This window comes from Photobacterium sp. WH77 (assembly GCF_022014395.1).
Classification (GTDB): domain Bacteria; phylum Pseudomonadota; class Gammaproteobacteria; order Enterobacterales; family Vibrionaceae; genus Photobacterium; species Photobacterium arenosum.
Genome location: NZ_JAKLTE010000009.1, coordinates 73,306 through 93,451, shown reverse-complemented (window position 1 = coordinate 93,451; position 20,146 = coordinate 73,306). Strand labels below are relative to the sequence as shown.

The following is a 20,146-nucleotide window of genomic DNA, read 5'->3' as shown; positions in this document are numbered from 1 at the left end:
GGGGTTAGTTGTGGAGGCGGCTTTGAATGCGCTGCCAGGCTTCACAGGCCTGTCGGAATTTCTCTGTATTACCTTCCGGGCGATCAGGGTGCCAGCGCAATGCCAGCCTTCGCCATTGTTTGCGTATTTGTGCCGGACTGGCATCAGCGGGAAGCTCAAGTACGGCCAGATCTTGTTGCCATGAGGCGTTTGTCGTGACACTCAGGTTGCCTATGTGTTGCTGATATCTTTGCCAGAACGTTGACAGCAGATCGCGGATGGAGTGGGTATCAGAGTTATAATTCTGCCAGTCCAGATAGTATTCCCTGAGCGGGTCTTGCTCGTCGACCTGCTGATCACCCTGATTTTGCATCAGTTTGATGTTCATTGCCTGAGCCTGCAGCCACTGCCGGGGCAACAGCATTTGCTGCAGCTGGTATAGCGCATTCATCAGCAGAAAATTTCGCTTGAACAGATCCTGCTCAGCAACCTCGTCTAAGGTGTTCAGTAAACCTTGCTGCTTCAACGATTCCGCCAGGGTATGTACCATCCATCCATCGGGTTGCTTTTCCAGAAGGCTGAGAATGGGCCAGATAAGCGGGTTTTCAGGTTGTTCGTCAGATGGACGCTCTGGCAGGGTCATTCAGTGTTTCCGTTAGTTGTGAAAAAGGTGTCGCCTGATCACCGTCTGCGACGATAGGCAGTGGCACTCTAACAAACTCGGGTGTGAGACAAAAAGAAATCAGGGTACAGAAAGCGGATAGGGGAATCGGTGTCACAGCTTGCACATTTTCAGGCTATTGCATGAAAAAATCCGGGATAAGTGCATGACGCTGTTCATTATCCCGGAATCTTTATCTGATGTTGCTGGAATGAGTGGTGTTACTCAATCGTCACGCCGTAATACTTCTGGATACACTTGGCATAATCGCCTTTTTTCAGTGTGGTGTGTGCGGTTTGATACCCGGATTCAATCCGGCAGGCAAAGCTGCTGCCGCTCGGGTTATCCGGGTAATAGCTCCAGTCATTTTCCCAGTACAGGCCAAAGGTGCTGTCACCTGTTTTCTTGAACGCTTTCATACCCGCACAGCCCAGCTGTTCGTCTGCGGGAATGGCAACACCCAGAGCGGCAGCGTGACCACGGTAGTATTTAATACGGTTGACTGACTGAGGTTTCTCAGTGTCAAGCGTGCATTCAATACCGCCATTGATGATCATAGTGGTGACACCAAAGCCGGGTACGCGCTTCTCAGCAATATCTGCTGCTGTTGGCTGCCATGTACCGTCAATAACATGCAGCATGGAAGGTTTCGGTGGCTGCGGATACACAAAGAAGAACACGGCAGACGCTAGGTTCAGCCAGCTGTCAGCAACACGATCCGGATCTTGTAGCAGTACGTTAACGTCGTTAAAGATAAAGTCAGAGAAGGGGCCGTAGTTGTAGTGGTAAGACAGTTGTTTGGCACCACGACCGAAATACTTCACATAACTGCCGTCGGGGTTAGTCCCGCATGGCCACTGTTCAGTCTGCCAGTTACTGGCGGCACATTCACTGTTGTAGCCACAGGAAGAGGCCTCTTCCGAACACCCGGCTTCGCGTACAAAGAACAGGCCCTGCCGCCATTCTTCGTAAGGAGAGTGGGGGTTATGGGCGCCGGTTTCCTGAGTGAAATGCGCGAACATAACGGCCAGCGATTTGGCACAGATGGCATCTGATTGCGCTGCACGCTCATCGGTATAGGTGGCACAAAAACCTTTGAATTTCGCGACTGCTTTCAGAAAATTAGAGTAGGTATAGACGACGTTGCGCTCCGGGAACAGCGCATCCCATTTTTGCTCGCTGATTAAGGCTTCAACCCGTTTGACGTTATCCGGGTTGGTAGACAAGCCAGGAACAACGGCTTCTACAACTGCGTTGTCGCGTGTGCTGATTGAAGCCAGCACTGCAGCGAATTCCGGCGAGCTGGTCAGTTCGGCTTCACGGGCATCCAGATAGGTTTTGCTCATGATATAGCTGCCGTCCGGGTTCTGACCAATGATACCGTTGGCCGGTGTCGGTTCCGGCGTTGGATCCGGATCAGGGCCGGGGCCGGGATCAGGGTTGTTGTCTGCACTGACCCACTCCCAAACGCCTGTGCCGGGTGTGGCGTCTGGTGCTTCTCCCTGTGTCCACCATTTTGCTTTATAAATCTGACTGTTGTAAGAAACGTGGTCGCCCCCTACATACACAGCACTGCTCTGGTAGGCCGGATACGTCGGTGTTGTTGATGACGTTACATTCTGCGCGTTGACCTGTTGCCAGGCATCGCCCAGAAACGTATCGGGTGCCTCGTTTTCTGTGCTGCGCAGTGCTTGATAAGTGGCTCCCTGATAGATGACTTGTTCACCCACGCTATAAACGCCATCGGGGTTGTAATTCGCCGTGGCCATGACGCTGGCAGAGAGTAAAGCACTGCTGATCAGGACTGTCTTCAGCGTCCTTTGCAGTATGTGTCTGTTATTCATTGTTGGTTCCTTAAGTGCAGTAAAAGCCGGTCAGTTGACCGAAAAAATGTACTGCAAATTAAGGTATCGCTTATGACAGTTTTGTCGTGAGATGAAATGACAAACTGTGATAGCAAGCAATAGGAATCAGTGAAGGAGTCAGAGGCTTGCTGAGAAGTTGTGATAATGCACTACAACTTAATTGGAGTGGTGTAAAAAGTGTTGATGTTGACTCTGTGGCTGATCAGGAAGGCATGTATCGCCTTCCTGAAATCAATGGATAAAGCGGTGAATCAGTCGCGGAAGTTTTCAAACTGGAAAGGTTTATCCAGCTCTTCTGAGCTTCGTACCAGCGCCATTGCAGCTTGCAGGTCATCGCGCTTTTTACCGGTTACCCGGACTTTGTCGCCCTGAATAGAGGCTTGCACTTTGATCTTGGAATCTTTTAGCATTTTGACTATTTGCTTAGCCACAGGGGTATCAATCCCTTGCTTAAACATGGCTTCCTGTGAATAGGTTTTCCCAGTGTGAACCATGTCTTTGGTTTCCATCGCGCGGGCATCAACGCCGCGTTTGGCTAAGTTTCCGCGAAGGATATCGCGCATTTGCAGCAGCTGAAACTCAGCTTCAGCAGACATTTTCACGATTTCTTTATTCAGACTGAAAGTGGCTTCTACATTGCGGAAATCAAAGCGGGTGTCCAGCTCGCGGTTACTGTTATCTACCGCATTTTTCAGCTCAACGGTATCGACTTCAGAAATAATATCAAAAGAAGGCATGGTGTATTCCTGCTCATCATTGTTAATGGGCGTTTTTATATCATAAAACGCCAGATTATTGTAACTAATGGCTTTTGGCCTGGCTTATTGTTTTTGGACTGCAGCAGCGAGCATGGCAAGCATCTCTTCAGTATCTTCCCAGCTTATGCAAGGGTCGGTGATGGATTGACCATAGGTCAGGCCTTTTTCCTGGCCGCTTTCCAGTGACTGATTACCTTCAACAATAAAGCTTTCTGCCATAATGCCGGCAATGTAGCGACTGCCATCTGTCAGTTGTTTACAGATGTCGGCAGCCACATCAAGCTGGCGTTTATGTTGCTTCTGACAGTTTCCATGGCTGAAATCGACTACCAGCTTAGTCGGCAGCGCAAACTCTTCCAGCGCGTCACAGGCTGCCTGAATGTCTTCTGCGTGATAATTTGGCATTTTTCCGCCACGCAAAATAATGTGGCCATGGGGATTGCCCGCGGTTTTGTAAATCGTCATCTCGCCATTTTTTGCCGGGGAGCAAAAAACGTGCGGTGCACGGGTGGCACGAATCGCATCTATCGCAATTTTCACATTACCATCGGTGCCGTTTTTAAATCCTACCGGGCAGGAAAGCGCAGAGGCCATTTCACGGTGTATCTGAGATTCAGTGGTACGTGCGCCAATCGCTCCCCAGCTGATCAAGTCCGCAATGTACTGGCCTGTGATCATATCAAGGAACTCGGTCGCTGTTGGCATGCCCAGCTGATTAATGTCGAGCAGTAGTTTTCTGGCTTTGTACAAACCGGCAACTAAATCCAGACTACCATCAAGATGGGGATCGGAAACCAGGCCCTTCCAGCCAACGACAGTCCGTGGTTTTTCGAAATAGGTGCGCATTACAATGCACAGTTTTTCCTGGTATTTGTCTTTTAGTGTCAGCAGGCGACGCGCATAGTCCAGAGCGGCTTCTGTATCATGGACTGAACATGGGCCAACGATGACCAGAAGGCGGTTATCTTTGCCTGTCAGAATGTTTTCGATCTCACGGCGGGAATGAGCGATGTGCTTGGCGGTGGTATCTGTCATCGGATGGGCGGCTTCCACCTCGTCTGGAGAAGGCATACGTCCGAGACTGACGGTACGAAGTTCATCGGTTTTTTGGGGCATTTGGGCGCCTGCTTTTCAGGTGTAACATTGATGACGGATAAAGATAGCCTAAAAGGCCGCAGGAATAAACCAAACGATTAATATCCATCACCTTTATGGCCTGAATTTACTGGGATCTGAAGAAAACCTGAATAATGGTTGCACCGGATAAAAATGAATTGTTATGTTTCCTGTAAGCATAAAAATGGTGCTTGCCTTTCAGAGTAACTCGGATGCTGAGCTACTTTGGTTGAATAACAGATAATAAACAGCAGTGTAAGGGAGATGGCTATGATGTCCGCAGAGAAGTGGGCGACCAATGTTGTCGCGGGTAAAGTAATCGCATTAACGCGCTCGCAATTGGTATCAAGGTCAACAGATGAAGCCAGCAATACAGTTTTGATAGGGTTGGATGCGTTAATAGCAGAAACCGGGATTCATCTCAGCGCTGTGTGTCAGCCGGATGTACTCAATGGTGATGAGAAAGCGGCGTTGTCAGCGATAACCGGCGGGAAAGATGCTGAGAGCTTTCTGGTTGACAGGCTGGTCAGTGATTTGTCTGAATTTGCTCAGAAACGTATTGCGGCAGGACATACCAAACCGGTACTGAAGCTGAGACTCAGCGGAGGGGAGATTGCCAGCGACAGTACGCAGATTGGCGGTCATTTAATGCCGAAAGAAGAGAATCCCGTGATGGGGCTGCGCGGTGTCGCTCGCTACCTGCAGCCGCAGTGGGCCAGAATGTTTGCACTGCAGTGTCAGATTATCAAGCAATTGCGCCTTGTTACCGGTGATTTGCCGATAGCCATAGTGATTCCTTTTGTCCGGACATACAGTGATGCGGCATCCGTTCATGATTTGCTGGCAGAACAAGGTTTGTTTCGCGGAAAGTCAGGTTTGCAGGTGCATCTGATGTGTGATTTACCGGCCAATGCTGTGATGGCGGATAAATTTCTGCATTACTTTGATGGTGTAGTGATCGATCTGGATCATCTGGCACAACTGACGCTGGCGATAGACCCGGCAAATGACACGCTGGATTATGACGAACCTTATAATGACGCAGTGTTATTTCTGGCTGAACGTACTCTGAAAAAGAGCCGGGAAGTGAATAAGCCTTGTGAATTACTGTCACGCTCTGTCACCGTTCAGCCAAAACTTCAGCGCTGGCTATCGGAACACGCAGTGACGAGTCTTATCTGCAGCCCACAATAACTACGAAGAGCCTGAGTATTCAGGCTCTTTTTATACTTGCCGCTCTTTTCTATCGTGTCGGCATCGTGCCGGAAAAGAGTGCTTGCTAAGACGAGCAACTGATTTCCAGCTCTTTTCCCCATTGCGGTGGTTTCACCGCCAGCTGCTCATAGCCAGGGTGATCGTCATATGGGTTGGCCAGAACGTTAAGCAGATTCTCAACCATGGCATAGTCACCACTTTCCGCCTGCTCAATGGCTTGCTGGGCTAAATAGTTCCGCAGTATGTATTTAGGATTATGCAGCCGCATTAACGCTAAGCGATCGGCATCGTTGTTCTGCTCGAGTGTCAGTCGCTTCGCGTAAGTGTTAAGCCAGGCTTGCAGGGGCGCAGGATCGTTAACCAGATCCGAAAACAGGTGGCTGCTGTCAGTCAGGTTTCCGGCTGGAATGTCAGTCAGCGTTCTGAAGAACAGGGTGTAATCTATTGCCTGATTGGCGAGCAGCTCAAACATCTCACTGAACAGGGCGCTGTCTTCTTCATGGCGTTCCATAATGCCCAATTTATTGCGCATCCGGATGCTGTATTCCTGTTGAAGCCGTGACTGGTAGCTGTGCAGTGCGGCATCAATCTCTTCTTTGTCGAGAAGCGGGGTTAATGCATAGCCAAGCGCGGATAAATTCCACAGTGCAATGGACGGTTGCTGGTTAAACGCGTAGCGGCCTGAATAGTCTGAATGGTTACAGATATAACCCGGCTGATAATCGTCCAGGAACCCGTAAGGACCGTAGTCGAATGTCAGTCCGAGCACTGACATGTTGTCGGTATTCATCACACCGTGAGCAAAACCAACGGCTTGCCAGTCAGCGATTAAGGTGGCTGTCAGATCGACGATGCGCTGGAACATGGCCGCATACGGTGTGGCATGGGTGAGTAGATCAGCGAAATGATGCTTGATCAGATAATCCGCCAGCAGCTTCAGCTCCGTGTGCTGCTGGGTATAAAACAGGTATTCAAAGTGGCCGAAACGCAGGTGGCTTTCTGCGACACGGATCAGTGTGGCGCCCGGTTCTGCTTTTTCCCGGTAAACAGGGGTGTCGCTGGCTAACACGGCCAGTGCATGCGTGGTTCGGATACCCAGGCCTTTCATGGCCGCACTGGCCAGATATTCACGGATGCTGGAGCGTAACACTGCGCGTCCGTCTCCCATGCGGGAATAAGGGGTTTGCCCGGAGCCTTTCAGATGAATGTCCCACTTGTTGCCTTGTGATGTGATCACTTCTCCCATCAAAAGGCCGCGTCCATCGCCTAAATCCGGATTGTACTGACCGAACTGATGACCTGTGTATTTCATGGCCAGCGGGTCAAGTCCGTGCAGTGCCTCATTGCCGGTAAACAGTTCTGCAAAGAAAGGGGTCTGCGCTTCGGCAGGATCCAGTTCCAGCATTTCACAGACGGCAGGATTGACACTGACCAGGTAAGGATTTTCCAGCGGCTGGGGGATCACCCGGGTGCCGAACACACTGGGTAATTCACTGTAAGTATTATTGAAAATCAATTCGGTCAGTTTGCGCATAATGGCCGCCAGGAAGATGAAAGTGAGGGGTAGCGTATCAAGTTACGGCCTGTAAACAAGGCATAAAATGTAGGGTTAATGGCATCGGAAAGTGGGCCTCCTCATAACATAAGCATAGAAGAGGCCCACAATCGTGTCAGTTAGTGAAGGAAATCAGTCAATCGCTTCAATATCGACGATCTTTGAACGGTTCATGATGATCTTCCAGCGCTGTATTTTAGGTTCCTGATCTTCGTCACTCTCACGGGTGATCAGGTTAATCAGGTGCCGTTTTTCAACCGATTCTCTCGCCACCTGGCCGTCACGCATGACGTAAATCTTCTGGGAACCTTTTTCCATCAGCGTGGACAGGAAGCGCAGATCAAAAAGAATCGATTCTTTGGTTTGCTCATACCCGGTCAGAAACTTGGTCGTCGACATTCTGGTGGTACTTTTGTAATGCAGAATGGCTTCTTCTTTAGCCGACACCTTGTGCTTGCGCGCTTTTTTGATGTTGTCATCCAGCGTGTCGTAGCGCATGTATTCCAGCCATTCCAGCTGGCGGCCAATCAGTTTATTGCTGTCGCTGTCAAAAAACTGTTTACGCCACTTGGGTTTGCCTTTTCGTACCCAGCGCCAGAGAGCGTGCTTAAGGTCGTCTTTAAACACCTCGCGGGCGGCATAAATTACCGACAGCACCAGGATAAACGACGCGGTAATGTCACCAAGTACACCGCGGGCCTCAATCAGCATGATGGTGACAAAGATCATCACAAAACCGGCCGCAAACCCTGTCACGACTTTTTTGGTGGTATTACCCAAAACAGTCGTGCTCTCTTTCATGGTGACCGGATATTCTATCAGGCGTCGCAGCAACCGCATTTTGTTCGACATGCGCGTTGGATCAGCCGTTGCGCGCTCAGAGTTATAATTATTAGATAAACGGTGAGCGGATTCTGTCTGACAGAAATCCAGATACAGTGCTTTGATTTCGCTGTAGTTTTCCGCTCTTGGCAGGTGGGCGACCAACGAAAGGAAACGCTGTTCTGTAAACCAGGACAAATAGTTATCTATGTTTTGGTAATACTTGAGCAGTTCTTCATCACTCGGCACATTCCGGCGCAAACGCTTGAGAATCCCTGCCGAAACACTGGCGACTTCTTCCAGTTCCTCTGTGGTTCGCTCTGTTTTTTCATCAAGTAGTTGATGGACGGTTTCTTCCAGTGCCACCGCAAACTGGTAAGCAAACAAACTCAGGCTCAAGCGATACTGACCGGATGGCAAATTACCACGACTGGCGAGGCGACTGTGTACCAGTGGAAGATGATGAACATCACTGAAGTAAGTTCGCTTACCGTGAATGACATTATGGTAGAACTCGTCTTCAGACATGATATTGGCGTTCAGGCCAAGTTCACCGGGAATGAAAAGAAATACATCAAGCTGACGATTTTTTGCCTCATGGATGACATGCGACATTTTCAGGTTATGGCCATCTTTCTTTTCAACGGTGATCACTTTAAGTCGGTTCCTCTCTGAAGGTTCTGTGGTGTGGGTTTGCCGGATTCAGTTGCTGTTAGAATTTTAGTGTAAACTCATGTGAAATAGCACTACCAGACAACGAGTTATGGCTCGACAGCAGAAATTTTGGTCAGATACGCCTATTTTGGTCAGGCAGCCTGAATCAACATCACGTATAATGCGCGTTTCAAAATAGCGAGCTTTCTCCCGTTCAGCGTTAGTTTTGTGTCAGAAATGCTGCTGACCGGAGATTGAGGCGGATAACCGCTGGAATAGTTTACCCTGAGAGTGACATATTTATGATTAAAGTTGGTCAGTACAACACGTTGGAAGTCGTAAAAATTGTAGATTTTGGCGTGTTTCTGGATGGTGGCGAGGATTTTGGCAATATTTTGCTGCCGAAATCGTCTGTGCCTGAAGGCACATCTCTGGGGGATAATCTGGAGGTGTTCGTCTATTTTGATTCTGAAGATGACATTATTGCGACGACGAAAACACCGCTGGCGCAAGTCGGTGACTTTGCGCTGCTGAAGATAGTCGGCATTTCTGGTGTCGGCGCCTTTGTTGACTGGGGGCTGGATAAAGATCTGCTGGTACCGTTCAGTGAGCAGCGACGCCGCCTGGAAGTCGGTCAGAATATTCTGGTGCGAATCTATACCGACAAAGCGTCCGGCCGTATAGTTGGCTCGACTAAACTGAACCGTTTTCTGGATAAAACACCGGCACCGTATCAAGTGGGCGATGAAGTGAAAGTCTTAATCGCGGAAACGACTGAGCTGGGTTACAAAGCGGTGATCGAAGATTTGCACTGGGGACTTTTCTTTAAGACAGAAGCGTTTGGTAAGTTGTTTGTCGGTAAGAAACTGAAAGCCTATATCAAAGAAATTCGCCCCGATGGCAAGATCAACCTGTCGTTACAAAAAGCAGGCAAAGCGAAAGTGGACGATCTGGCGGATAAAATCCTGACAACGCTGGAGCGGCAGGGGGGCTTTCTGCCTTTGAGCGATAAGTCAGCACCCGATGATATCTTCAAAGCGTTCAGAACCAGTAAAGCAACGTTCAAAAAAACCATTGGCAGCTTATACAAGAAAGGCCTGATCATCATCGAAAGGGATGGTATCCGTCTCAACGATAACTGAAAGTGCTGCAATTCTGACATAAGCCGGTGAAACTCACCGGCTTTTTTGTGACCGCTGTTATTCTCTCTTGCTCAATATGAGCGTATGTTTATATACCTGAATGGTTACAGCATTGAGCCATTTATAGTCATTGATTGTGAGTAAAAAACTGTTAGGTCCCATCCAAGGCTTATCCAACCTGACAACACACTACAATTGACAAGGAATAAACATGCAAGGAATGAAAGTGAAAGCATTGGCTGCAGGTATTTCGCTGCTGATGTCTGGCGCGGCTTACGCAGCCGATGTGCCTGCGGGTGTGACGCTGGCAGAGAAACAGGAAATTGTCTGGAGTCTGGGCGGTGAGGTGCCAACCTTAGATCCCACCATGACCACAGATGACTCAAGCAGCAAAGTGATCAGCGATTTGTTCGACGGTTTAGTGTCTGAAGATAAGGAAGGCAATATTATTCCTGCCCTGGCCTCGCACTGGGACATCTCTGCTGATGGCAAAACCGTGACTTTCCATCTTCGTGACGGGCTTCAGTGGTCTAACGGTGAACCATTAACGGCGCACGATGTGGAATACAGCTTTAAGCGCAATGCCGATCCGGCATCCGCAGCGCCTTATTCGTGGTATCTGGGTACAGCGAATATTGTGAATGCTGTAGACATCACTGATGGCAAAAAAGACAAAGAGACTCTGGGTGTCAAGGCTCTGGACGACAACACCGTTCAGTTTAGTCTGACTCAGCCAACCCCTTATTTTGTCAAAATGCTCTCACATCCATCAACGTTTCCTGTCTACCGTAAAGCGGTTGAAAAGTATGGTGATAACTGGACCAATCCGGATCATATCGTCAGCTCAGGTGCGTACACTCTGACCAACTGGGTAGTGAACGAGCGCATTGATCTGGTACGTAACCCGGCATACTGGAATGATGCTAAAACGGTGATTAACAAAGCCGCCTATCTGGCGATTGAAAATCAGACGGCAGAGTATAACCGTTACCGTACCGGTGAAATTGACATCACGGCGACATTTCCGCTCGAACAGTATAAGCACATCAAGCAAGAGCGTCCTGATGAGCTGCTGACCATGCCATCGCTGGCGACCTATTACTATCTGTTCAACTTAGATAAGAAGCCATTTGATGATGTCCGCGTCCGTAAAGCACTGGCTTATGCGATCGATCGTGATGTGGTGACTCAGTTTATTCTGGGGCAGGGGCAGATCCCAGCCTACGGTGTGACACCGCCTGCCGTGGCGGGTTTTGATGCGCCGGAATTGCCCTGGGCTTCGCTGTCTCAGAAGGAACGTAACCAAAAAGCGCAGGAATTGTTGAAAGAAGCAGGCTATTCGAAAGATAACCCGCTGAAATTTGAGCTGGTATATAACACCAATGAATCGCACAAAAAACTGGCGCTGGCGATGCTGTCGATGTGGAAGCAAAGCCTGCCGGTAGAAGTGGATCTGGCGAACCAGGAATGGAAAACCTTCCTGCAGAAACTGGCTCAGAAAGACTTTAGTCTGGCGCGTTATGCCTGGGTAGGTGACTATAACGAAGCATCAACCTTTTTGTCGTACTTTGAAAGCAAGGGCATGAACTATTCGCGCTGGGCCAATCAAGCCTACGACAAAGCAATGGCAGACGCTTTAGCGGCGAAATCAGATAAAGAGCGTAATCACTTCTATCAGGAAGCGGAACGTATTTTTGCTGAAGATATGCCGGCAATCCCTGTGTATTTTTATACCAAGACAGTTATCAAGTCGCCAAAAGTCGGCGGGTATTCAACGACTAATGCATCGGCAAACCGCTACACCCGTGATTTGTACATCATGAAGTGATGCGACGAAACGTTCTGTAAGATTGACTAAAGAGCCTTAAGCAAAGAGCCTGATCTCAGTCAGGCTCTTTTTACTCGTGTTATTCGTTACTCCCGCAAACCGGACAGTTCGCCTGCTTCATTAGCTTCATTTCCTGCCAGTGCATAGTCATGGCGTCCAGCAGCAGAATTTTACCTGTGAGCGGTTTGCCCATAGCCGCTATCACTTTGATGGCTTCCATCGCCTGCACCGCACCGATGATACCGACCAGAGGTGACATCACACCGGCTTCAACACAGGTCAGGTTTTGTTCGCCGAACAGGCTGCTGAGGCAGGCATAGCAAGGCTGATCGTTCTGATAGGTGAAGACACTGACCTGGCCTTCCATGCGTATTGCCGCGCCGGAAACCAGAGGGGTTTGAGTCTGGTAGCATAAACGGTTCAACTGGTTTCGGGTCGGCAGGTTATCGCTGCAGTCGACAACCAGCGTGTGCTGTTTTATCAGGGTGAGCAGGGCCGCATCATCCAGCCGCTCGCCAATGGTGCGAATAGAACAGTGCGGATTCATCCGCTCAAGTGCCTGTTTGGCGGAGTCGACTTTCAGCATACCCACAGTCGCGTCGTGGTGGAGCACCTGACGTTGCAGATTGGAGAGCTCAACCTTATCGTCATCAATCAGGGTCAGCACGCCGGCGCCGGCCGCAGCCAGATACTGGCTCGCGGCACAACCTAACCCTCCGGCACCAAGGATCAGTATGTGCGCCGCTTTTAAGGCTTCCTGGCCCTCAAAGTCGAACTGACGCAAAATGATCTGCCGATTGTAACGCAGCATTTCTTGATCAGATAACTCTTCCATTACTGGCTCCTGCTCGGTCATCATTTAATACATACTGGCGTTAAACGGTTCAATCGTGACAGTTTCACCCGGCTGCACTTTGCCGCGCTCTTGTTCCAGAATGACCAGGCAGTTGGCCTGATGCATGGAGCTGAATGCGCCTGACCCCTGATTGCCTGTTGTGGCCACTTCAATTTGCCCTTTGTCGTTCACCTGATAAATGCCGCGCTGGAAGTCGGTACGGCCAGGGCGTTTTTTAAACACGGTACTGGCAATGGCCGGTAAGCGCTGGGGAGCCTGATACTGACTCTGGCCCGCCAACTGGGCAAGGACAGGCTGAACCATCTGATACAGGGTGAGCATGGCTGACACCGGGTTCCCCGGCAAACCGCAAAACCAGCAGTCGTTGACCTTGCCGAAGGCAAAAGGCTTGCCTGGTTTCATGGCTATCTTCCAAAAACCGACTTCGCCTTGCTGGGTGAGGATATCTTTTGTGTAATCCGCTTCACCAACACTGACGCCACCTGAGGTGATTAACACATCCGCTGTGCTGGTGGCTTTCGCAAAAGCCGCGTCCAACTGGGCGGGATCGTCAGGAATAATCCCCAGATCCAGCACCTCGCAGCCGAATTTATCCAGCAGCGCCCGAATTCCGTAACGGTTGCTGTCGTAAATCTGGCCGGCGGCCAGCGGTTCGCCGAGCGGGCGCAGCTCGTCACCGGTGGAAAAGAAAGCGATTTTAGGACGTTCAAACACAGGTAAGCTGGCAATGCCCAGTGAAGCGATCAGCGGGAGTTCTCGCGCTGAAAGCCTGTGGCCTTTGGCAACAACAACTTCGCCGAGTTGAATGTCATCGCCAATCGGGCGGACATTGTCTCCTGCCTGAGGTGTAGCCAGAAAGCGGATTTGGTCACCAAGCGCCTCTGTCTCTTCCTGCATGATCACGGTATCTGTCCCAGCAGGTAGCTCTGCGCCTGTCATAATACGGATGCACTGGCCTGATTGGCATGCACCGTCGAAAGGGCTACCTGCAAACGACTGACCGGCCAGAGTCAGGGTGTCTGTTTTGTCTAAATCAGCACGCTGAAGGGCGTAGCCATCCATGGCGGAATTGGCAAAGGGCGGGACGTTAATCGGGGAGGTCACATCCTCTGCCAGTACCAGCCCCAGTGTTTCTGCCAAAGGTAATCTATTGGTTTTGCTGATAGGTTTGACCACTGACAGCATTTTCTCAATGGCTGTTTCTACCGGCATCAAGCCCGGCGCATCACACGAGTCCATTTGCTAATCCTTCATTCGTTATGCTTAATTGCTGACTATTATGACAAAAAAAACTCGTCGGAACTAATTCCCCCAGCAAATACGAGGTGTAATTGTTGCTAAATGGGGGTATCCTTCGGGCTCAGTTTTACTGGCAAGGCAGTGTTGTTCGATCATCAGCCTCAGTCAGTTGGAGGAGAAAATGACAACATTAAGCGAATCAGCATTGAAAGTCCGTCAGGCGTTAGAAGCCCGTGGACTGGAAACCCCGATGACAACCGACTTGGTTGGCAATGCCGAGAAGAAAGAACGTATTGAATTCCACATGCGCGAAATTCTGGGATTATTATCTCTGGATCTCACCGATGATAGCTTGATGGATACCCCAAAACGTATCGCGAAAATGTATGTAGACGAAATTTTCTCCGGTCTGGATTACGGCAACTTTCCGAAAATCACTGTCATTGATAACAAAATGAACTGTGATGAAATGGTGCGGGTAAAAGAGATCACCCTGACCAGCACTTGTGAGCATCACCTTGTAACCATAGATGGTAAAGCAACGGTGGCTTATATTCCGCGCGGAAAAATTATCGGCTTGTCGAAGATTAATCGCATTGTGCGTTTCTTTGCTCAGCGTCCGCAGGTGCAGGAACGTATGACGCAGCAAATCTTAGTTGCGCTACAAACTTTGTTGGAAAGCGATGATGTCGCAGTGAGAATTGATGCCACGCACTACTGTGTAAAAGCCCGTGGTGTGATGGATCAAACCAGCGAGACAACAACAACCGCACTCGGCGGTATTTTTAAACGCATACCTGCGACCCGTGCAGAGTTCCTTCACGGACTGCGTTAACCGCTTTTTGCCACCCAGCCTGCCGTCGTAAAAAAAGCCAATACAGCTAACTGTCTGTATTGGCTTTTTTTATGGCACCGATTACATATCTGCAAGACAAAATTACGTAATTGATATTAAAAATAGTGAATATAACGTCAATCATTACTGCACAGGTACTTTACTGTATAGCTAACGTTAATATTAGCGATTATTAAATGTTGAACACTTTACAGCTGGTGGCTTGGATAAACTTAGGCTAAGAAAAGCCGGATAAAAGTGAGTTAACCACTACTGACTTTTAGTGCGAATAACAAAGAACGTAAAGTGGGGTTGTCAGGCTATGCTCAATTTCAACAGCGGCAAAGTGACACGACAGGCAATGGATGTTGCGGTCTCTGGTTTCGTGAAAGGAACAGCCGGACTGGCTGCGGCAGTGCTGATGTCCGCGTATTCGCTGGCGGCAGAAGAAGGCGTGATAAGGCTGGTTCCTGCTCAGAGTTCGATTATTTCTGCCTCGCTGACTGTCCCTCAGCTCGGCAGGCACGGGTTGGAATCGGTTTCCGTTCTGAGCACTCGCCAGCTTTGTCCGGGCCAGACTGACCCGTTGTGTTTCCCAACAGCGTTGCAAAACCTTTACGCCAGTCATGATTTTATGCCCCTCTGGCGTGATCCGGCTTTGGTGGATGAATTACTGCTGCAGTTAACAGCACTGGCTGAAACCCATAGGGTGCCGGGTTTATTGCAGCGAGTTCAGGAACTGCAACAGCTATCGCAGCGCGATGATCAACGCGGTCTGGATCTTCTGGCGACAGATACCCTGATGGTCTACCAGTCCACCGTTAACCAGATGCTCAATGATCCGAGTGCGCTCTATCGGCCTGCCAACTTTACCCTGGATGCTCAACACCTTGCGTCAGCTCCTATGATCACTGTGCCACTGACTCTAACCTCACTGCAACGACTGCGTCCGACAGACAAGCACTTTGACGCGCTGGTTGCCGAAATGCGCGCGCTTGAACAGGCTCAGCCGCATGGTGTGTATCTGTCGGGACGCCCGGCCATTAAATTTGGCGCTGAAATACCTAACGGTGACAAGCTTGCACGCATGCTCAATACTTATGGTGACTTGTCGGATCAGGATTATGCCAATGTCATGAAGATGGAGCAGGCAACCGGTGAGTCAGCAGTAAACCGACTCACCAATACCGGTGTACTTCATCAGGCCATCCGGCAGTTCCAGCAGCGTCATGGCCTGACAGATGATGGCGTTATTGGCCCTGAAACCGCGCAGAATATGGCGCGTTCGTACGAACAGGTTGCCCAGCTTCTGGCCCTGAATCTACAGCGTAACCGTGTTCTGCAGCGACATGGTCAGGGTGAGGTGCTTCAGGTGAATATTCCGGAATTCATGTTGCGGGTTCTGGATGATGAAAATGTGGTATTTGAATCGAAAGTCATTGTGGGCAGAAGCAGCCGGCCAACCTATTTATTCTCTTCTGCTATCAATCACATGGTGGTGAATCCAACCTGGAATGTCCCTGAAACTATCAAGGAAGAAGATGTCATACCCAGCATGAAACGATCTCCTGATTATCTGGCGCGTCATAACATGCGGATGGTGTCGGGATGGAGTGATGCGCAGTCGATTGACCCCGCACAAATTGACTGGAGTACGGTGTCGGCCCGTAATTTTCCTTACGAATTTCAGCAAAGACCCGGCCCTGGTAATGCACTTGGGCAGGTGAAATTCATGATGCCGAATGATTTTTCGATTTATTTGCACGATACGCCAGTTAAGCGTTTGTTTAACAAAAGTAAAAGGAACTTCAGCTCGGGTTGTGTCAGGGTGGAGAAGGCGCACGACTTAGCCTACTTCCTGCTGGAAAGGCAGCGGGCAGGACAAAGTGCAACCTATGATAATTTATTGCGAAAACGCAACCCAGCGACGATCAATCTGCGAAAAACACTGGCGGTGGATTTTATTTACCGCACCGCCTGGCTTGATGAGCAAGGTAAACTGCAGGTTCGTGACGATATTTATGGCTATGATGATGATTCCACAGTACCGCAAGAACATGACTACATCGCCATGATGAACTATCGCTGATAACGACTGCGCTAACCCGTTGACCAGACAAAACCTTAACCACATTTTCTGGAGATGATGTTTTAGCAGTAATATCAGCGCAGAGCGGGGAAGGCATGAAGTCTTTCGTGTTTTCCCCGACAACGAACACAATCAAATCATAGCCATTGGCTTACTGCCATTCTGTGCAGACGCTATGTCATAGCGTAGCTCCCGCCTAAGATGAATTTTCTGTGTCAATGCACTGCTGGCTATTGAGCCTGGGCAGGCAGCTTGCGTAGAGTATACGCAATTTTGGTCTATACCACTTGGTGACGCAATGCAATCGACACAGTACAGCTCATTTTGGTTTAAAGAAGCACTGGAAAACGAACCTGATCTTCGCCCCAGGAAATTAGAGACAGACACAACAACCGATGTCTGCATAGTGGGTGGCGGGTTCACCGGGCTGTGGACGGCAATTCAGCTGAAAATGAAACAGCCGTCTCTGGATATCCTGGTGATTGAAAAAGATCTCTGCGGCAGCGGGGCATCGGGTCGCAATGGGGGTTGTATGCTGACCTGGTCAACCAAGTATCTGACCTTAAAAAAACTGTACGGTGAAGCAGAAGCAATTCGATTGGTGAAGGCCTCTGAAGCGGCGGTCTATGACATAGAGGCGTTTTGTAAAGCGCATGGCATTGAGGCGCAGATCCGGTTAGATGGCACCTTATATACGGCATCAAACAGAGCACAAATAGGGGCAATGGATCCGGTTTTGGCGGCGCTGGACAAACAGTCGATCAATGCCTGGCAGCCATGGACGAAGGAAAAGGTACAATCAGAATCGGGATCCGATGTTCATCTCGAAGGCCATTTTTCATCAGCGGCAGGGACAGTTCAGCCCGGATTGCTTGTCAGAGGTCTCAAGCGTGTTGCAGAGGAAATGGGCGTGACCATTTTTGAACACACGCCTATGACGGCGATCGATCGGCAGCAAACTCCGGTTCGGATCACAACTCCCGGCGGGAATATTCGGGCAGATAAAGTGGTACTGGCGTTAAATGCCTGGATGCCATCTTTATTCCCTGAATTTAAACACAGTGTGGTGCTGGTCTCGTCTGATATGTTGATTACTGAGCCTGCCCCTGAACACCTGAAAAATCTGGGTTTACGCGACGGTAAGTCCGTGATCGATGGCCGAACCTTTGTTCACTATTACCGTACAACGCCGGATGGCCGGTTGATGCTCGGCAAAGGTGGCAACTATTTTTCTTTTGGTAATAAAGTGAGTGCGGTTTTTGATCAGCCAAGTCGTTACCAAGCGATTCTTCGCACCGCTTTTCGGCGATTTTTCCCTGCAATGCAGTCTGTTCCACTGGCGATGACCTGGACAGGTGCCTCTGACCGCTCTGCCACTGGCATGCCGTTTTTTGGACGTTTAGCGGACAACCCTTCTGTTGTGTATGGTTTGGGCTATTCCGGCAATGGGGTAGTACAGAGCTGGATGGGGGGACAGATCCTCTCCTCCCTGGTACTTGAAGAAGACAATGACTGGGCACGGTCTGGCTTAGTGTCGGGACCTAAAGGCGCTTTCCCACCCGAGCCGATTCGCTGGCTGGGGGCCATTCTGGTCAGAAACGCGATACGACGAAAAGAAAGCGCGGAAGATGAGAACCAAACGCCGAACTGGCTGGATACACAACTCTCAAGGTTTGCTCAATCAGCCGGTAAAGCTGATAAGAGCTAAAGTACGTCACCCGTTCAGAATGCAACACCAAGCAGGTGGATAAGCCTGCTTTTTTTATTCACCCTGTTGCAAAAATGTATTCACACCTTGGGTATTAACGTGGCTGGTTTTTGACCACTCGGTCAGCTCCAAATGTAATAATCATTAATATCCCTGTAATTTAACGTTAAATTCTGAATTTTTATGTCCTGTTGGCATTTAATTCTTTGTTGTTGTGTTTTTATGGACAGTTTATTTGTCGTGTCAGTGAAAAGTAAATTTCCATTTTCGACTGGATATTTGGTTGTTATAAAAATCAACGACTTGCGTTGTTCGTATTTTGTTCTGATATTGTTAAAATTTGCAGTGTTTTAGTTTGTAATTTATAAATTGAACCGCATTTATGGATACATAGCTACCTCAACGAAGAGAATAATTATGAGCAATAAAGGAAATGGGACCCTGATGGGACACCCTAAAGGCTTGTTCCTGCTGTTTGGTACCGAGCTTTGGGAACGTTTTTCGTACTATGCAATGCGCGCCATTCTGGTGCTGTATCTTACCGATAAAACAGTGAGCGGTGGTCTTGGCTGGTCAACGGAGGACGCACTCAGTCTCTATGGTATCTATACCGGTCTGATTTATATCACACCGTTGATCGGTGGTTGGATCGCCGACAATTTCTTAGGGCAACGCCGCTCTATTATCATTGGTGGTGTTCTGATGGCTTTAGGGCAGTTCACTCTTGCACTGCCACATTCTCTGGTTGACCCGAACGCCACAACAGCTTTTTATCTCGGCCTGGCACTGTTGATTATTGGTAACGGTCTGTTTAAGCCAAACATTTCGACTATGGTGGGTGATTTGTATTCTGAAGGCGATCACCGCCGTGACGGTGCCTTCACCATTTTCTACATGGGCATTAACCTGGGGGCCTTACTGGCAGGTATTGTCGCGGGTTCAGCGTCCACGGCTTTTGGTTGGAAAGCTGGTTTCCTGGCTGCAGGTATTGGTATGCTATTCAGCCTTGTCACCCAAATGCTGTTTGCTGAAAAGCTGTTGGGTAACATAGGTAAAATACCCGCTGCGAAGCGAGCTGCTGCCATGTCTGACAACGGTAAGAAACAACCTTTGACGAAAAAGGAAATTGATCGCCTGAAAGTGATTATGATCATGGGGCTGTTCGTGGTTGTATTCTGGGCCGGTTTCGAGCAGGCGGGCGGTCTGATGAGTATTTACACTCAGGAATATGCCGACCGTATGATTGGCAGCTTTGAAGTACCCACAGCCTGGTTCCAGTCTCTGAACCCATTCTTTATCATCACAATGGCACCGCTGCTGGCTGCATTGTGGGTAAAAATGGGGCCTAAAGAGCCAAGCTCTCCAATCAAGTTTGCCATTGCACTCTTCCTGCTGGCGATTGGCTTTGTGTGCATGGTTGGTGCCGTAATGCAGCAGGGTGGCGATATGACGGCCAAGACCTCTATGTTGTGGATTGTCGCAGCTTATTTCTTCCACACCATGGGTGAGCTGTGCCTGTCGCCAATTGGTCTGTCTATGATGACTAAGCTGGCACCGTTACGTCTGGCTTCCCTGATGATGGGTGTATGGTTTGGCTTTAATGCGGTTGCTAACTATGTTGCCGGTATGATTGGCGCACATGTAGGTGAAGCGGGCCCACTAGCCATCTTCGGTGGTATTGCTGTGACAGCAGCAGCGTCCGGTTTGATTCTGGTTGTTTTCTCAAATCAGCTGATTCGTTGGATGCATGGTGCTGAAGGTCAAGTGGTGGCAGACACTACCGACGTGCCAGCCAACGCAAAACCGGCACAAGCTTAATGTAAA

15 protein-coding genes are annotated in these 20,146 nt (G+C 49.4%); 7 read left to right on the top strand and 8 right to left on the bottom strand.

The genetic code is table 11. From position 1 onward, the window contains the following. Nucleotides 1-4: 4 nt before the first annotated feature. The 4 genes from L6J37_RS11230 to L6J37_RS11215 form a co-directional block, all read right to left on the bottom strand. Entirely contained in the window at nt 5-622 is a 618-nt protein-coding gene (locus L6J37_RS11230) for a DNA-J related domain-containing protein (RefSeq protein ID WP_218385932.1), read from the bottom strand. Nucleotides 623-861: 239 nt separating this feature from the next. Beyond that, nucleotides 862-2,484 (bottom strand): glycoside hydrolase family 19 protein, encoded by a 1,623-nt coding sequence (locus tag L6J37_RS11225; protein WP_237795149.1) that lies wholly within the window; start codon nt 2,482-2,484, stop codon nt 862-864. 272 nt (nt 2,485-2,756) lie between these two features. Next, a complete protein-coding gene (locus tag L6J37_RS11220; RefSeq protein ID WP_027252148.1) occupies nt 2,757-3,242 on the bottom strand; it encodes a YajQ family cyclic di-GMP-binding protein in 486 nt (161 codons plus the stop codon). Nucleotides 3,243-3,326: 84 nt separating this feature from the next. Next, nucleotides 3,327-4,379, bottom strand: a complete 1,053-nt coding sequence (locus L6J37_RS11215) for a 3-deoxy-7-phosphoheptulonate synthase (protein ID WP_192016688.1) — start codon at nt 4,377-4,379, stop codon at nt 3,327-3,329. 270 nt (nt 4,380-4,649) lie between these two features. Between L6J37_RS11215 and L6J37_RS11210 the strand changes: the two genes are divergently transcribed. Further along, nucleotides 4,650-5,573 carry a putative PEP-binding protein gene (locus tag L6J37_RS11210; RefSeq protein WP_237795148.1) on the top strand — a complete coding sequence of 308 codons (924 nt, stop codon included), beginning with the start codon at nt 4,650-4,652 and terminating at the stop codon, nt 5,571-5,573. Nucleotides 5,574-5,658: 85 nt separating this feature from the next. Here the strand turns inward: L6J37_RS11210 and L6J37_RS11205 are convergent, their stop codons facing one another. Further along, entirely contained in the window at nt 5,659-7,128 is a 1,470-nt protein-coding gene (locus L6J37_RS11205; RefSeq protein ID WP_237795147.1) for a protein adenylyltransferase SelO, read from the bottom strand. Nucleotides 7,129-7,281: 153 nt separating this feature from the next. Then, entirely contained in the window at nt 7,282-8,625 is a 1,344-nt protein-coding gene (locus tag L6J37_RS11200) for a hypothetical protein (protein ID WP_192016685.1), read from the bottom strand. Between the two features lie 302 nt (nt 8,626-8,927). On the opposite strand from L6J37_RS11200, the gene L6J37_RS11195 reads away from it, so the two are divergent. Continuing rightward, on the top strand, nt 8,928-9,767 hold the full coding sequence (locus L6J37_RS11195; protein ID WP_192016684.1) for a CvfB family protein: 840 nt from the start codon (nt 8,928-8,930) through the stop codon (nt 9,765-9,767). Between the two features lie 211 nt (nt 9,768-9,978). Next, complete coding sequence (locus tag L6J37_RS11190; protein ID WP_218385922.1) at nt 9,979-11,595, top strand: peptide ABC transporter substrate-binding protein; 1,617 nt, start codon at nt 9,979-9,981, stop codon at nt 11,593-11,595. Between the two features lie 79 nt (nt 11,596-11,674). Here L6J37_RS11190 and moeB read toward each other — a convergent pair whose 3' ends face one another. Continuing rightward, nucleotides 11,675-12,430, bottom strand: coding sequence for a molybdopterin-synthase adenylyltransferase MoeB (gene moeB, locus L6J37_RS11185; RefSeq protein ID WP_192016682.1), 756 nt, complete (start codon nt 12,428-12,430; stop codon nt 11,675-11,677). 24 nt (nt 12,431-12,454) lie between these two features. Beyond that, nucleotides 12,455-13,690, bottom strand: coding sequence for a molybdopterin molybdotransferase MoeA (moeA, locus tag L6J37_RS11180; protein WP_237795146.1), 1,236 nt, complete (start codon nt 13,688-13,690; stop codon nt 12,455-12,457). 181 nt (nt 13,691-13,871) lie between these two features. Between moeA and folE the strand changes: the two genes are divergently transcribed. From folE to L6J37_RS11160, 4 genes are all read left to right on the top strand, one after another. Beyond that, the gene (gene folE, locus L6J37_RS11175) at nt 13,872-14,525 is read left to right on the top strand and encodes a GTP cyclohydrolase I FolE (RefSeq protein ID WP_192016680.1); all 654 of its coding nucleotides are present in this window, start codon (nt 13,872-13,874) and stop codon (nt 14,523-14,525) included. A gap of 322 nt (nt 14,526-14,847) precedes the next feature. Next, complete coding sequence (locus L6J37_RS11170; protein WP_237795144.1) at nt 14,848-16,614, top strand: L,D-transpeptidase family protein; 1,767 nt, start codon at nt 14,848-14,850, stop codon at nt 16,612-16,614. 298 nt (nt 16,615-16,912) lie between these two features. After that, nucleotides 16,913-18,322: an FAD-dependent oxidoreductase gene (locus L6J37_RS11165; RefSeq protein ID WP_237795142.1), complete on the top strand. Its 1,410-nt coding sequence runs from the start codon at nt 16,913-16,915 to the stop codon at nt 18,320-18,322. Between the two features lie 417 nt (nt 18,323-18,739). After that, nucleotides 18,740-20,140 carry a peptide MFS transporter gene (locus L6J37_RS11160; protein ID WP_192016677.1) on the top strand — a complete coding sequence of 467 codons (1,401 nt, stop codon included), beginning with the start codon at nt 18,740-18,742 and terminating at the stop codon, nt 20,138-20,140. Nucleotides 20,141-20,146: the final 6 nt, after the last annotated feature.